Raw genomic sequence first — 15,315 nt, 5'->3', positions numbered from 1 at the left:
ATTTGTCAAAAGATCAGTCAATTGATTTTTATCTACAGCAGCGCCGGTCTGCCCCCATCGACATGGCCGGCACGCCGCTTCCAAGGCGTGTGCTGGTCATGTCGAGTCCCGATCATGTCCCGTCCGCTTACTCCGGCTGGTAGACGAATGAATCGAGGTCCGGGATCTCGTCGATGAAGCCGTATTTCAGCGCCAGTTCCGCTCCATGCTCAAAATCTTCAGGCAACAGTCTGGTCAGCCAGAAAGGCAACGCCATCTGGCTAGCCACAGATTCCGAAGCGTTTTCGTTGAACTCTGGAAACGACTCGCGAACGACATCGGGATTGGCTGCCGAGAACTCCATCGCCCGGTTTATCGCCCGAACAAAGGCGTCGACGATATCGGGCCTCTCCTCGATCAGTCGGTCCGAGGTGAAATAGGCGGACATCAAGAAGCTTTCGCCGGTCTCGATCAGCGGATGCATGATAGCCCGAGTGTCGTTGAACGTGCCAACGGTCACGAATGGCTCGACCACCCACGCAGCATCCACCTGCCCCTGCGTGACAGCTCCGACAGCGTCGGGGAACTGCACTTCAATAAAGGTGATCTGGTCCTGCGGGTTCTCAATCCCAGCAGCCTCTAATGCCGCCAACACGACCATGTGCGGTGTGTTGTTGAGTGTGTTGACCGACAACGTTTTTCCCGGCAGGTCTTCGGGCCCATGGATCGGACTGTCGCTAGGCACGATCACGGCATCCCATGCCGAGTCGACATCGGGGGACCCGACCACGGCCTTGGCGATCGCGCTAACCCCAAGGCCTCTGGACCGCGCGATCAGCAGCGACGTCTGGTTCGAGAAACCGAAATCGAATTCCTGCGCCACGACGGCCGTGACAATATCCTGCCCGCCCGGTTCCGGGCGCAACTCCACTTCCAGTCCCTCCTCGGCGAAGTAGCCATTCTTCTTGGCAATGAAGGCGGGAATCAGCGGCGCGATCGGGATCGTTCCTAATGTGACTACGGTCGGGTTCTCGGGGTCGAGCTGCTCCTGCGCCAAAGCGAACGGCCCAGAGACCGCAAGCACGGCGACAGCAGCGAAAACAGTACGGCTGACCCGGAAACAGGCTATCATGATGTCCTCCCTTGTTTGTCCAGCTCTGTTGTCAGGACTTATCGCCAATATGCCTCACGTCGGGTTTGCGGCAAAGAGATTATTAATCTAGGAAATTAAATTAAGGCATGCGCGCGGGAGAACTGACGTGATTGCCACGGGCCAGGGAGGGCTTTGCAGTGATGGAAGACAGAGCCAAAACGCCGACCCGGTTCTTGCTGGGCGCCACAGTGCCGGAAAGCGCGTTGCCTTGGCTCGGCACGTTGGCTGCCATCGCGTTGGTAGATCTGGCCGTGCGCATCGGGATGCTTCCGGCAGCGTTCTTTCCGCCGCCTTCGGTCATGTTCGTCACGCTGGGCGCGCTGCTCGGCACCGCATCGTTTTGGCACGGGCTGTGGGATACGTTGTGGACCTGGGCGGCCAGTCTGGGCGCTGCCGCCGTTCTCGGCATCGCGCTGGGCGTCGGGATGGGAGCGTCGCGTTACCTGTACGCTTCGCTGCGGCTGGTGGTGGAGTTCCTGCGTCCAATTCCTTCGGTGGCGCTGATCCCGGCGGTCATCCTGGTGATCGGAGTCGATTTTGGCTCCAAGATCTTCCTGGCCGCCTTCGCCGCCTTCTGGCCGATCCTGATCCAGACGATCTACGGCATGCATGATGTCGAACCGCAGGCCATGGACACGGCGCGCGCCTATGGCATGCCGGGTCGGGACCGGTTGCTGCGCGTCGCCTTGCCCTCGGCCTCGCCCTATGTCGGCACCGGCATTCGGATCGGCTCGGCGGTTGCGCTCATCATCGTCGTGACGATGGAGATCGTTGTCGGCATCCCCGGGCTGGGCGAACTGATCCTACAGGCCCGGCAGGGCGCCAATGTCGAAAGGACCTACGCGCTTATCCTCGCCGCGGGGCTTCTTGGGATGTCGCTGAACCTGGGCTTCGCACGGCTGGAGGCACGACTGCTGTTCTGGCACCCTTCGCACAGGAAGGACACGCGATGAAGCGAAACGGTCGCACTGTCCTGATCGCGCTGGAAATCGCGACACCATTCGTGCTCGTCACGCTGTATGCGCTGTGGGCGGCGCCCCGCGACAGCTTCTTTTTCCCGCCGTTGGGAGAGATCCTGGCCGCACTTCGCGCCGACTGGTTTGGCGAGCGGATTCTTAGCGACATCTGGCCGTCGATCCGTCGGATCCTATTGGGTTTCTCGCTATCGGCAATCCTGGCAGTCGGACTTGGCTTCGCGCTCGGCCTGTCTCGGCGCGCGCGCATCGCGACCGCGCCGCTGGTGGAGTTCTTCCGCGCGCTGCCGCCGCCGGCCCTTTTGCCGCTTACCATCCTCGTCCTCGGCGTCGGCGACGTGGCAAAGGTGCTGCTAATTGCACTCGTCTGCCTGTTTCCGATCCTGCAGAACACGATCGCCGGGATAACCGGGATCGACCCGACATTGCGCGAAACCGCTCGGATGTATGGCATCACGCGCCGCGGGGAACTGCTGCATGTCGTTCTGCCCGGCGCACTGCCAGCCATCTTTGCCGGTCTGCGGACTAGCCTGTCGCTGGCGGTCATCATGATGGTCATCAGCGAATTCGTCGCCGCCTCGAACGGCATCGGCTTCGGAATCTGGCAGGCGAAACGACTGTTCGATATCCCGCTGATGTGGTCGGGGATCATCATTCTCGGCATTCTCGGCTACATCCTCAATATGGCACTGCTCCAGATCGAGAGCCGCGTGCTGGCCTGGCACCGGGGCGCACGGAAGGCAGCGGAGTAACGGTATGCTAGCGGTCGAGCAACTCGGCAGGGACTTCGGAGCAGTCCGCGCGATCGCGGAGATCAGCGTCACCTTCGAACCCGACCGCTTCACCTGCATCGTCGGACCGTCAGGCTGCGGCAAGACCACCCTGCTAAAATGCATTTCAGGGCTTCTGCCGCCGAGTCGCGGTCGCGTCACGCTGCACGGCCGGCCCGTGACTCGCCCGCCGCGAGAGATGGCGCTCGTGTTCCAGGACTACTCTCGGTCGCTCTTCCCGTGGATGACCGTGCGCGACAATGTGGCCTTTCCATTGCGAAAACGCCGCGACCTAGATGCCGCGGCACTGCGAGAGCTGGTCGAAGAGTCTTTAGCTGCTGTCGGCCTTTCCGATGCCATAGGCCGATATCCCTGGCAGCTTTCCGGGGGAATGCAGCAGCGGACCGCGATCGCCCGCGCCATCGCCTACCAGCCGGAAATCCTGTTGATGGACGAACCCTTCGCATCCGTCGATGCGCAGACGCGCGCGGACCTGGAGGATCTCATACTCGCCATCCGCCGCCGTTATAGCATGACGGTGGTGTTCGTGACCCATGACATTGACGAGTCCGTCTACCTCGGCGACCGGGTCGTCGTACTCGGACCACCTCCGACGCAGGTGAAAGAGGTACTGGAGGTCGGGCTTCCGGCGGAGCGGGACCAGATCACCACAAAAAAGGACCCGGAATTCCTGCGTCTCAGGTCGCATGTCTTTGCCAACATCATGAACCGGGAGGAACAAGGATGAGAAAGTTGGTGCCATGGCCTTGATCGCCGGAGGGATCGGTGTGCCCCACACGCCCTATTTTCCCAAGTTCGCCGCAGATCAGGGGCCGGACGGCGAGATCAACCGTTACTTCGGAATGGCCCGGGCCGCGCTGGAAACGCAGGCACCGGACGTGATCATTCTGATTGACACAGATCACTTCAACACTTTTTACTTCGACTGCTTCCCGACCTTCGGCGTCGGGATCGACGACACTTTCCTTGGGCCGGTCGACGACGTTGCGTTGATGCCACCCCGCGATTTCATCTCTGACCGGGCGCTGGCCGCGCACCTGTTCCGCGGGCTTGTCCACGAGGGCTTCGACGCGGCACATGTAACGCATTACCAGGTGGGCCACTCCATCGGCGTCCCGCTTTATTTCCTTACGCCCGGCTACGACGTGCCTGTGATCCCGATCTTCCTGAACGGCCATCTTCCACCAATGCCTTCCTCCAAACGGAGCCTCGCGTTTGGCGAAGCGCTTGGTGCCGCCATCCGCGCCTGGGAGCAGGACATTCGCGTCACTGTCATCGGAACAGGCAGCTTCTCGCTTGACGTGGCAGGGCCGCTGATGGACCCCGGCGAGAATTTCGGAGTTCCGGATCTGGAATGGGCAAAACGGGTGACAGCGCTGATGCGGTCTGGAGACGTCGGCACACTCTGCGACGAGGCAACGGAGCCGCGCATGCTGGCGGCCGGAAACGTAGGAGGCGAAGTGCTGAACTGGATCGCTATGTTGGGTGCGGTCGGACCGGGACAAGCCGACTGGATCGAATTGCAGGAGATCCGTGGTCACGCATTCGCCGCCTGGATAGGAGACCAGGCATGAGCATCTACGCAGTGAACCGTATGTGCCACCAGCTGATGCACGACAAGAACTGGCGCTGGGCCATGCAGACCGATCCCGAACGCGCTGTCAGCAGCCTAGACCTCACGGGGGAGGAGCGGGATGCCATCCTCTCCGGCGACGTGGGTGCACTTTTCCTGATGGGAGCGAATGCGTTTCTGCTGGGGTATCTGACACGGTTCAACGTGCTGGGGCTGACCTTGCCGGTCTACAACGAACGCATGCGAGCTGTCCTTGGCAAGCCGGCCCGGACCTGAGCGCCGATGGCGGATCCAGCCTAACGGCGAGGATTCGTCACGTCGCTACATCAACTGCCTCGCCCGAGGCGGCCGAGGCAACCAGTGCCTCGAGCACAGCAATCCCGTTCAGCGCGTCTTGTTGGGTCACCGGGTAGATCGCTTGGCCCGATATCATGTCGGCGAAGGCCTCCAATTCCAGCCGTTCCTTGTCGACCGGCGTCAACGAAACCTTTTCCTCGGCGTCTCCCACGGAGCGGACGACAAGTTCCGCGTCGCCGCGCATCTCGATCCAGCCACCACTGCCATAGACCTGCACCCGCCAGATCTCGGCCGTGGCGTGATGCGACGCGAGGAAACCAGTCGCGCCGGATGCGAAACGCAGGTGCGCCGAAGTCACGTCATCCACCTCCGCCTCGATCACCCGCCGATCCGAAAAGCCGTGCAGGCGCGCCACTGGCCCCGCCAGGGCGATCATCGAGTCGAGCGCATGGATGCCTCGTGCCGTCATCGCGCCTGCCGGGCACTCCGCCCGGTCGCCGCGCCAGGCTCCCGGATTGATACCGAAGCCCGAAGGACCGGAGAATTGTCCTTCGAGATGCAGGATCTCGCCGATCTCGCCGGTTTCGACCCTTCGCTGCATCTCGCGAAAAGCTGGAGCAAACCGGCGGTTGAACCCATGGGCCAGACAGACACTGGCATCTTCTGCCGCGCGAACGATGGCCCTGGCATCCACCAGTGCAGGGGCCAGCGGCTTTTCTACGAACAGGTGCTTGCCGGCCGCGGCCGCCGCATTGGCATGCGGTCTGTGCGCGCTGTGGGCGGATGCGATCACCAGCGCATCGACTGCCGGGTCGGAAAGCACTGCGTCCAGAGGTTGCACCTTAAGCCCGAATTCCGCCGCGAAAGCGCCCTTGGTTTCGGGTGTTCGACTGGCCGCGGCGGTGAAGCGCACCTTGTCGCTCACGCCCTGCACCGCATTGACCATCCGTCTTGGCCAGTTGCCCGTCCCGTCAATGGCAAGGTTCAGCATGATCCCTCTCCCTCTTTTATGGCCCGCCCCGGTTGCCGTCGCCGTGTCTGGCGATGCCACCGCGATGCGTATATTCCCCTCTGGCATCCGGCCTGCCGCAGCACAATGGAGCATTCTTGAAACACGACGTGGATCCGCCCCAACTGCCCGTAGAGGACACACCTCCGCTCGATACCACGGCCGAGGGCCTTATCCGGCGCAAGCGGTCGACATGGCCCGCGGCCAGCACCCATGCGGGCAACCTGGTAATCCGACTGTTCCGGATGCGCGACCTGATCCACGACAGTTCCCGGCGCGAAGTGAAGGAGCGGTTCGGCCTGACCCGGGCGGAATTCGAGGTGGTCGTGACCCTGCGCACCCTGCCCCCGCCCCACGCTCTGACACCGACCGAGCTGCGTCAGTCGATGCTGATAACGCCGGGTGGGCTGACCAAGGTGATGCGGAACCTCGACGCAAACGGGCTGGTGCGCCGCCGCCCCAGTGAACACGATCGGCGTAGTTCGCTGATCGAGTTGACCGAGGAAGGTGTCGCACTTGCCGAGCAGGTCTTGCCGCTGGCATTGGACAATTACGCCCGTCACATCGCGCAGGGGCTCACGCCAAAGGAATCCGAGCGGCTTTCGGAACTGCTGGCCAAGGCGCTGCGAAGCCTGGAGGCCGTGCATGACGAGTCCGAAGACAGTCAATAACCGCCCACACGGGCGTCTATGACCGTGCCCTGTCCCGCGCGGAACCGCAACTCTGCTGCTTCCAGCGCTTGGATCAGAGCGTCCGGTGTCCCGACCTCCTCCGCCGCAAAGCCTTGCGCTTCCGCCAGACGAACGATGTCGGGCCTTGGATTGTCCAGCACCTGTCCGATCCACTTGTTTTCGACAGGCCGGTTCCGGGTGAGCGCCATCCGCTCCTGGTGACGGACGTCGTTGAAGTAGGCGCGGTTGTTGGCCACGACGAAGATCACCGGGACCTGCAGGTTGGCGGCGGTCCACAGGGCGTTCACCCCCATCAGGAAGTCGCCATCTCCGACGACCCCGATCACCAGCCGGCCACTGTCCTTCAACGCCAGCGCGGTGCCGATACTGTGTCCCGGCCCGGTTCCGACGGCGCCGCCTCCGTCTTTGCCAAGGTAATCCAGAGGATGCGAGAACGCGCAGGCATCTCCCGGCCAGCCGATGGGCAGGCGCGCAAAAGACACTTCGCGGCTCGCCGCAAAGCCGGCGATCGTGTGGGCGAAAAGTTCAAGAGACATCGCATGATCCGCCCCGGAGGCAGGGGGGGTCACCGAACTCTGCCAGTGAGTGTGATTGTGCAAGGCATCCGGGCAAAGCGGGGCGGCGGCGCTGCATCCCCGGACCCCCAGCGCGGCGGCAAGCTGCCCCACGACCTGATCGGGATCTGCATAAAGCGCCAGATCCGCAGGCGGCAGGGCGTAGTGATCCTTGCTCCAGCCGTTCGCCATGGTGTGATCCAGGCTCACATGGATCACCCGCGCCTGCGGCGGCTTTTGCGTAGATGCCGTGCCTATGCAGCCCCTAAGGTAGCCCCCCAGATCCAGCCAGTCGAAGGACAGGATCAGGTCAGCGCCGGCGATCAGGTCGGCTTCGGCCACGGAAGGCCACTCTCCGCAGACGGGCAGGACGTGCAACGGATGGGTTGCGGGAAAGGCGGGTGGGCGGTGGATGCTGGTCAGCACCGGCGCCCCCAGTGCCTCGGCGAAGGCGACCCTGCGCTGCCAGTCCGCCGTGTCCCGCGACATCCGGCCCATCAGCACCGCGGGCGCGTGGGCCGCGGCCAGCATGTCCACCGCGCGCTCCACCTCGTCCGGCGCGGCTGCCGGGGGGCGGCCCGGGGCAAAGCGCGCCACGTCTGGCACCCGCACCTCGCGCTGCAGCGAGGCCTCCTGCATCCCCACGTCGAGGCAGATGTAGACCGGTCCCTTCGGCGTCGTCGCCGCGATCTGGTAGCCGCGCAGGACCGATTCCACCGCCGCCTCGGCGGAGCCGGGCTGATCGTCCCACTTCACGAAGGGCCGGACCAGCGCGCCCTGGTCTGCGGAGGTATGGATCCAGTCGATCCAGGGCCGTCGCTCGTGCGCGTCGACCGGACCGGTCGCGCCGAAGATCAGCACCGGCGTTCGGTCGCACCAGGCGTTGTAGATCGGCATGCTGCCGTGCATCAGCCCGACATTGGAATGCAGCGCCACTGCCATCGGCCTGCCTGTCACGCGTGCCCAGCCCTCGGCGATGGCAACGGCGTGCTCTTCATGAAGGCAGACGATCATCTGCGGGCCGTCGGGGCCGAGGTAGTTCACCAGGCTGTCGTGAAAGCCCCGGAAGCTCGCCCCCGGGACAAGCGCGATATAGGGGATATCCAGCGCGGCCAGGGCGTCGGCGACCACGTCGCTGCCCCAGCCCGCCACCCGGCCTCCGCCCGAGGTTCCGCCTGCGTCCGCCATATCGCCTCCCCCGCGTTGCGTCGACACCGGTCGCAGCGCCTGCGGCCGAAGTATTTACCTAGATAACAGTATCGTCGCCAGCCGCGCCAGTGCCCGCATGAAAAACCTGGCTACGCCGAGCTACTTGTCGGCCCGAAGGTGCACGCGTCCGGCGGACGTCGCAATGCGCCATTGCACCGGAAGATAGTTTTCCAGATAAACAACTCAGGCGGCGGGATCGGTCGGCGGAAACCGACAGATCGGCGCCGGAATAAGGGAGTGAGGTCATGTCCGGAAACAGCAGCGTCGACGTTACGTTCGACATTGAAAACCCGCGGATGCTGATCGGCGGCGAACTTGTCGAGAGCGCGTCCGGCCGGCGCTATGACTGCGTCAATCCCGCGGACGAGACGTTGCTGGCACAGGTCCCCGAGGGATCGGCCGAAGACGTCGCCGCCGCCGTCGGCGCGGCGCAGGACGCGCAGCCGGCCTGGGCCGCAGCCGGGGTCGCGGCACGGGCAGAGACGATCCGGCGGTTCGCCTATGCGATCCTAGAGCATGGCGAGCGGTTGCTGCAGGTTGAGGTGAAGGACAGCGGCAACATCATCTCTGAGATGCGCCGCGACGTGGCTTCCTCGGCCCGGCAGCTGAACTATTACGCCGCGCTCGGCTATGAAATGAAGGGCTCGACGATCCCGGCCACCCCCGGCAACCTGCATTTCACCGAACGCGAACCCTACGGTGTGGTCGGGCGGATTGTCCCTTTCAATCACCCGCTGATGTTCGCGGCGGCCAAGCTGGGCGCACCGCTGATCACCGGCAATACGGTTGTGCTGAAGCCGTCGGAGCAAAGCCCACTTTCCGCCTGTTACCTCGGCGAATTGGCGCGGGAAATCTTCCCTCCTGGCGTCGTTAACGTCGTTACCGGGTTCGGGAAGGAAGCTGGCGAGGCTCTTGTCCGGCACCCGGAGGTGAAGCGGCTGGCCTTCATCGGCTCGGTCGCCACCGGGCTGCACATCCAACGCAGCGCCGCCGAGGTCGCGGTCAAGCAGATCACGCTGGAGCTGGGTGGGAAAAACCCCCTGATCGTCTTTCCGGACGCGGACATGAAAAAGGCGATACCTGGCGCGATCAAGGGCATGAACTTCGGCTGGCAGGGGCAGTCCTGCGGATCGACCAGTCGTCTGTTCCTGCACGACGACATCCATGATGAGTTCCTTGCCGCGATGGTCGAACGACTGTCCGCGATGAAAATCGGCGACCCCCTCGACGAGATGTCGCAGATCGGCCCAATGATCAGCGCGGCGCAGATAGAGAAGGTGCGGAGCTTCGTCGGCCGGGCACAGGAAGAAGGCGCGCGTCTCGTCACCGGCGGCGCGCCACCGCCCGGCTTCGATAGCGGCTACTGGTGGAGCCCCACGATCTTTGCCGATGTGACGCCAGATATGTATCTGGCGCGAAACGAGGTGTTCGGCCCGGTCCTGTCAGTCTTCAGATGGCGCGATATCGACGAGGTCATCGAAATCGCGAACGGCCTTGAGTTCGGCCTGTCCGGATCCGTCTGGACCCGGGACCTCGACACCGCAATCACGACCGCCCGGCGCATCAGGTCTGGCTACATCTGGATCAACGGCGCCGGCCCGCACTACCCCGCCGTACCCTTCGGCGGCATGAAGAACAGCGGTTTGGGGCGCGAAGAAGCCTTCGACGACATGATGAGCTACACCGAGGAAAAGGCATACAGCATCGTACTCCAGTCATGACTGAAAGGGTCACTTGTCGTACTCTGGCACACAGCATCTCGCTGCATCCAAGCGGAGATGAGAAAACCTGCAGTTGGGCATGCCGCTTCGTTGCGCAATGCGAGGTAACGAAGTGCCAAAACTGCCATTTCAACTCGTCGTGAAAAAGGCAGGTCCCGCGCTCCCCACGCCAGCCACACACATGCGAGTATCACCTCAGATGTCGTCGCATGGCCCATCCCGCGATACGCGCATAAAGTTGCGCCGCGGCGTACCGGGATGGCCCCGTTCGCCGAACCGTGCAGCCGTATATCACGCGGCGGGGGCCACCGGCTTTACCCTGCAGGTAACAAACGGCGAAAGGACCGGCGCCCTGTAACTGCAGCTCCGGCTGCGATCTTCGCCAGATGTCTTCGACCATTGGGCAACGCGGATTGCAGGCGCAGTCCGCCGGCGGATCGAGCGGTTAAGTGATCTCTCCCTCGATAGCAGAAAGGGTCTTCCGGAGCGTCATGGTATCCGGCATCTCAGCGGCCCCACCCCGACCTTAGCCGACCCCGAGGTCGAGACTGAGATGCGGGCCTTCTGCACCTTAGCCGGTGGCAGAACGGCGCAACCGGACCGTCTGCTCCGGGCAGTTTCCGCCCTTTTGTCAGACGGGACTGAAAGCCTTCTCGACACTATTGCCACATGGCCCATCTACAACTGAAGCAGATCATCACGGCCAGAGCGGACCCCGAAAACAACCCGGCGAATTGGTGCACTTGATCAATAACCCGGCCACATCGAAGCGGCTCACTCAAGCTGTTCCGATTTTTGACAGGTCGCCCGATCTCGCGCAGGATGCACCGGCGCGGCATGTCCCGCGCTTTGCCCAGGACGGCCGTCCATGTCACCGGAAACCTAGATGAGCAGGCAGGATCATGCGCCTTTGTTGGGTGCTGCGCTCATGATGGTCGTCTCAGGAATGATGGCCGTCGATTCCATCATTGTCCGATACCTGTCGCCGGATGTGCATCCCTTCATCATGGGGTTCACACGCGCCAGTTTCGGCCTGCTGGTGGTCCTGCCATGGATCCTGCGCCGGCGCGGAATGCTCAAATCGAACTACAGGTTTCTGCATTTCGTTCGCGCCGCGCTGAAGCTCGCCTCGCTGATCCTGTTCTTCATCGCATTTGCCTCAGCACCACTGGCCGAAGTCACCGCAATCGCCTTCACCTCGCCGATCTTCGTCACGCTCGGCGCATGGCTTTTCCTGTCGGAACGCCCAAACGCCGCGCGGGTGGCGGCGGTCCTGCTGGGCTTCGCCGGTGTGCTGATCGTCCTGCGCCCGGGCCAATCCGAAGAGGTCCCGTCAGGTCTCGTCTTCGCTATTGCCGGTGCGGTTCTTACGGCGGTAATCCAACTGATCCTGAAGGATATGTCTTCAAAAGACCGGACGGAAACGCTTGTCGCATGGAACCTGATCCTGACCGCACCCATCGCCGCCATCCCAGCCCTTTTCGTCTGGTCAAATCCGACGCCGACCGAATGGGCACTGCTCGCGCTGCAAGGAGTGATGGGGGCCTTTAACATGATGCTGGCGACGAAGGCGTTCTCGCTGGCCGAGGCGTCGTTAATCGCGCCGTTCGACTTTCTTCGCCTGCCTTTCGTGGCCCTGCTCGGCTACCTGATCTTCGCACAGTCGGTGCCCCTGTCCACCTGGATCGGCGGCTCGGTGATCTTTGCTGCTTCGCTACTGATGGCCCGAAGCGCGCGGCGTCGGGTCATGAGCCAGACCTGAGACCTAGTCGCGTCACGCGAGCGACCCATCCGCCCGGAACGTCTCCAGGATCGTCTCGCGCAACCGGGCATGCATCGGCGTCCGTCGGTTCGGTGCGTTGTTGAGGTAAAGCGAAGATGCAAACTCCGGTGGGATACTCACCGGACGGAATGCTACGTTTCGCATCTGCATCGACATCGACGACCGCGGGACAAGCGCAACACCGACGCCAGCATTTACAAGCGCAACGATGGTTTGGGTCTGGCTGACCTCCTGCACGACGTTAGGCACGATACTGGCGGTGGCGAACAGTGCTCGGTGAGTTTCCCGCAGAAACCCGCCGCGTTCGGCAGAATATCCCACAAGATCCTCGCCATCCAGCGCCCCGAGATCCAGCATCCCGGGTCCGCAAAGTCGGTGGTTCGTCGGCACGGCCAGCACGAAAGGCTCGCGCACGACAAGGTCGCTCTCGATCTCGCGGTTGCGACCCGTGGTCCGAGTCAGGCCCAGGTCCAGCCTCCCCGACAGCAGTGCCTCGACAATCTCGTAGCTCATCATCTCGATCGGATCGAACCGGATGCCGGGCATCTTCTCCTTCAGCGCTGTCACGATGCGCGGCACGAATTCCAGCGCCGCAGACGGAACGAAACCCATCGCGACGGTCCCGACCTCTCCGCGTTCGGCCTGCCGTGCCGTCAGAACCGCATACTCGGCGCGTTCCAAAAGGTCGCTGGCGCTGTTCAGAAAGCTGGTGCCCGCCGGCGTCAGCCGGACCCAGCGGTTGCTTCGCTCCAGCAGGGTCAGCCCGATTCGATCTTCCAATAGCTTAATCTGACGCGACAGCGGCGGCTGGGTCATGTTCATCCGGGCCGCCGCACGGCGAAAATTCAGTTCCTCGGCTACCGCAACAAAGCACCTAAGCTGGAAAAACTCGAAAGTTCCCTGACCCATAGGCGATCTCCCCCACATGAATCGATCCAGTAAATTGATACAAATTGTATATCATTTCAATCCACCATTGGAATATACATATGCGGCCTCCCCAGTATCCTTCCACGAGATCCCACGAGATGCGGCTGCCGCTTGCGTGGCATCGACCGGCATCCGCTACACCGGAGACCGGAGTTTTCAAAAGGGAGGAGACCATGCCTTTGAAGATCAGTCGCATATCTGCGACGTTGCTTGCCACGACCATAGCCGGGCAGGTGCTCGCACAAGAGTCCGTCACCGTGGTGTTGTCGGAAGAGCTCGAAAACGTCGAACCCTGCATGGCTGCAAAGTCGAATATCGGCCGCGTGATCCTGCAGAACGTGTCCGAAACGCTTACCGAGCTGGTCCCGGGAGCCGGCCTGCAGCCGCGCCTTGCGACTAGCTGGGAGGATATGGGCGGTGGCACGTGGCGCTTCACGCTGCGGGACGGTGTGACCTTCTCTGACGGCACCGCGCTCGATGCCGCCGACATCGTGTTCTCGTTGGAGCGCAACAAGTCCGACAAGTTCGTCTGCGAGACTGGCGCCAAGTATTACGGCGGGTTCGAGTTGACGACCGACATCGTCGATGACCTGACTATCGACATCACCAGCGACCCGGCCCAGCCCATCCTGCCGCTACTGATGTCCACACTGGCCGTGCTGCCATCCGAGTCTAACCCGGACGCGTTCGTCGACCAGCCGGTCGGCACCGGTCCCTACACCTTCGACGAGTACGCCCGCGGCCAGTACATCAAGCTCAGCGCGCGCGACGATTACTGGGGCGATGCGCCGACAGTCCAGGATGCGACCTATGTCTTCCGCTCCGAAAGTGCGGTGCGCGCCGCCATGGTCGAAGCCGGAGAAGCCGACATCGCACCGAACATCGCGCTTCAGGATGCCACCAACCCGGAAACGGATTACAGCTATCCCAACTCGGAAACCGTCTACATGCGGATCGACAACAGCACCGCTCCGCTCGACGATGTCCGCGTGCGCCAGGCGCTGAACTATGCCGTCGACCGCGAAGCCTTCATCGGCACCATCCTTGCAGACGGTACGCTGCAGGCCACGGGCATGACCCCACCCTCGACCATCGGCTACAACCACGATCTGTCGCCTTATCCCTATGACCTCGACAAGTCTAAGGAGCTGCTGGCCGCCGCAGCGGCGGACGGTGTTCCGGTCGACGCCGAGATCACCTTGATCGGCCGGCTCGAGAACTTCGCCAACGTCACCGAAACGATGGAGGCGCTAACTTCGATGTGGCAGGAGGCCGGGCTCAACATCAAGCTGCAGATGGTCGAGACGGCGGAGTGGAATGAATACTACTCCAAGCCCTTCGTGACCGACGGTCGCCCGATCATGGTCGAGGCGATGCACGACAACGCCAACGGCGACCCCGTCTTCTCGATGTTCAACAAGTACGGCTCCGAAGGCGTGCAGTCGGGCGTTGCCGATCCCAAGCTCGACGAGATGATCGCCACGGCAACTGCGGCCACCGGTGACGAGCGCCAGGGCCTGTGGGAAGAGACCTTCGCCTACGTCTTCAACGACATCGTGGCCGACGTCTTCCTGTGGCACATGGTCGGCTTCACCCGTGTCAACGAGCGGCTGGACTTCGAGCCGAGCATCAAGACCAACTCGGAACTGCAGCTCTCGCAGATCGAGTTCAAGTAGTTGAAATTCCTGGGGGCGGAATGGTCCGCCCCCGGGACGTAACTACACGGGGCCATCATGAAATCGTTCCTGGGCAAGCGAGCCATCGCAAGTGCCATCTCCCTGATCGGTCTGATCATCCTGGTCTTCTTCCTGTCGCGGCTGACCGGCGATCCCACCAATCTCTACCTGCCTGTCGACGCCTCTCAGGAAAGCCGGGACCGGTTCCGTGAAATCCACGGCCTCAACGACCCGCTGATCGTGCAGTTCTTCCACTACATGTCCGACCTCGTCCAGTTCGACTTCGGCATGTCGATCCGCCGCGCTGAACCCGCGCTCGATGCCGTGCTCCGCGCCTTTGTGTGGACGCTGCAACTCGCCATCATCACCATGACGCTGGTGACGGGATCGGCCATCGTCCTCGGTTCGCTGGCTGCCTATCACGTCGGCGGCTTCTTCGACCGGATAGCCACGTTCTGCTCTCTGATTGGCGCCAGCGCGCCGGACTTCTGGATCGCGATCGTCGCCATCGTCGTTTTCTCGGTCCATCTCGGCTGGGTGCCGACATCTGGAACCGGAACGGTCCTGCACTGGATCCTTCCCATCGGGGTGCTGTTCATCCGGCCCTTCGGACTGATCGTGCAGGTCGTGCGTGGCTCGATGATCACCGCCCTCAGCTCTGCCTACGTCAAAACCGCACGTGCCAAGGGCGTCCGGAACCGCCCGATCATCTTCGTCCACGCGCTCCGCAACGCGATGCTGCCGGTGATCACGGTGATCGGCGATCAGGCAGCTTCGCTCCTGAACGGTGCCGTCGTGGTGGAAACCATCTTCGGATTTCCCGGCGTCGGCAAGCTGATGATCGACTCGATCCTGCAGCGCGACTTCGCGGTAGTGATGGCCGCCATCTTCGTCACCGCCGTCGCCATCTTCGTCATGAACATCCTGATCGACATCCTCTACGCGGTGCTCGATCCCCGCATCAGGTATTAAGG

General features: G+C 62.8%; 14 protein-coding genes. 10 read left to right on the top strand and 4 right to left on the bottom strand.

The genetic code is table 11. The annotated features are described in order from the left end of the window. Positions 1-127 precede the first annotated feature (127 nt). Positions 128-1,036, bottom strand: a complete 909-nt coding sequence (locus tag HCO70_RS00490; RefSeq protein WP_253913075.1) for an ABC transporter substrate-binding protein — start codon at positions 1,034-1,036, stop codon at positions 128-130. A gap of 236 nt (positions 1,037-1,272) precedes the next feature. Between HCO70_RS00490 and HCO70_RS00485 the strand changes: the two genes are divergently transcribed. The 5 genes from HCO70_RS00485 to HCO70_RS00465 are packed head-to-tail and all read left to right on the top strand — an operon-like array spanning position 1,273 to position 4,746. Continuing rightward, positions 1,273-2,085 (top strand): ABC transporter permease, encoded by an 813-nt coding sequence (locus HCO70_RS00485; RefSeq protein WP_172296024.1) that lies wholly within the window; start codon positions 1,273-1,275, stop codon positions 2,083-2,085. Continuing rightward, on the top strand, positions 2,082-2,858 hold the full coding sequence (locus HCO70_RS00480; protein WP_172292051.1) for an ABC transporter permease: 777 nt from the start codon (positions 2,082-2,084) through the stop codon (positions 2,856-2,858). The genes HCO70_RS00485 and HCO70_RS00480 overlap by 4 nt, the downstream gene beginning before the upstream one ends. Positions 2,859-2,862: 4 nt before the next feature. After that, a complete protein-coding gene (locus tag HCO70_RS00475; RefSeq protein WP_172292049.1) occupies positions 2,863-3,624 on the top strand; it encodes an ABC transporter ATP-binding protein in 762 nt (253 codons plus the stop codon). 13 nt (positions 3,625-3,637) lie between these two features. Then, the gene (locus HCO70_RS00470; RefSeq protein ID WP_172292047.1) at positions 3,638-4,471 is read left to right on the top strand and encodes an extradiol ring-cleavage dioxygenase; all 834 of its coding nucleotides are present in this window, start codon (positions 3,638-3,640) and stop codon (positions 4,469-4,471) included. Continuing rightward, a complete protein-coding gene (locus tag HCO70_RS00465) occupies positions 4,468-4,746 on the top strand; it encodes a hypothetical protein (protein ID WP_172292045.1) in 279 nt (92 codons plus the stop codon). The genes HCO70_RS00470 and HCO70_RS00465 overlap by 4 nt, the downstream gene beginning before the upstream one ends. Positions 4,747-4,783: 37 nt before the next feature. On the opposite strand, the gene HCO70_RS00460 is transcribed toward HCO70_RS00465, so the two are convergent. Beyond that, the gene (locus HCO70_RS00460; RefSeq protein WP_172292043.1) at positions 4,784-5,758 is read right to left on the bottom strand and encodes a Gfo/Idh/MocA family protein; all 975 of its coding nucleotides are present in this window, start codon (positions 5,756-5,758) and stop codon (positions 4,784-4,786) included. Positions 5,759-5,874: 116 nt separating this feature from the next. Between HCO70_RS00460 and HCO70_RS00455 the strand changes: the two genes are divergently transcribed. Then, positions 5,875-6,447, top strand: coding sequence for a MarR family winged helix-turn-helix transcriptional regulator (locus tag HCO70_RS00455; protein WP_172292041.1), 573 nt, complete (start codon positions 5,875-5,877; stop codon positions 6,445-6,447). Here the strand turns inward: HCO70_RS00455 and HCO70_RS00450 are convergent. Next, positions 6,441-8,210 (bottom strand): thiamine pyrophosphate-binding protein, encoded by a 1,770-nt coding sequence (locus tag HCO70_RS00450; protein ID WP_172292039.1) that lies wholly within the window; start codon positions 8,208-8,210, stop codon positions 6,441-6,443. The two genes, HCO70_RS00455 and HCO70_RS00450, sit on opposite strands and share 7 nt — an antisense overlap. Before the next feature lie 266 nt (positions 8,211-8,476). Here HCO70_RS00450 and HCO70_RS00445 point away from each other — a divergent pair, with 266 nt between their 5' ends. Both HCO70_RS00445 and HCO70_RS00440 read left to right on the top strand, forming a co-directional pair. Then, a complete protein-coding gene (locus HCO70_RS00445) occupies positions 8,477-9,952 on the top strand; it encodes an aldehyde dehydrogenase family protein (RefSeq protein WP_172292037.1) in 1,476 nt (491 codons plus the stop codon). 886 nt (positions 9,953-10,838) lie between these two features. Continuing rightward, positions 10,839-11,714, top strand: coding sequence for a DMT family transporter (locus HCO70_RS00440; protein WP_172292035.1), 876 nt, complete (start codon positions 10,839-10,841; stop codon positions 11,712-11,714). Positions 11,715-11,726: 12 nt separating this feature from the next. Here the strand turns inward: HCO70_RS00440 and HCO70_RS00435 are convergent, their stop codons facing one another. Beyond that, on the bottom strand, positions 11,727-12,644 hold the full coding sequence (locus HCO70_RS00435) for a LysR substrate-binding domain-containing protein (protein ID WP_172292033.1): 918 nt from the start codon (positions 12,642-12,644) through the stop codon (positions 11,727-11,729). Positions 12,645-12,838: 194 nt separating this feature from the next. On the opposite strand from HCO70_RS00435, the gene HCO70_RS00430 reads away from it, so the two are divergent. Then, complete coding sequence (locus HCO70_RS00430) at positions 12,839-14,341, top strand: ABC transporter substrate-binding protein (protein ID WP_172292031.1); 1,503 nt, start codon at positions 12,839-12,841, stop codon at positions 14,339-14,341. Between the two features lie 57 nt (positions 14,342-14,398). Continuing rightward, the gene (locus tag HCO70_RS00425; RefSeq protein ID WP_172292029.1) at positions 14,399-15,313 is read left to right on the top strand and encodes an ABC transporter permease; all 915 of its coding nucleotides are present in this window, start codon (positions 14,399-14,401) and stop codon (positions 15,311-15,313) included. Positions 15,314-15,315 lie beyond the last annotated feature (2 nt).

It is taken from the genome of Pseudoruegeria sp. HB172150, assembly GCF_013184805.1.
Classification (GTDB): domain Bacteria; phylum Pseudomonadota; class Alphaproteobacteria; order Rhodobacterales; family Rhodobacteraceae; genus Psychromarinibacter.
The sequence above is the reverse complement of the archived record's forward strand: the minus strand, read 5'-3'. Positions and strand labels throughout refer to the sequence as shown.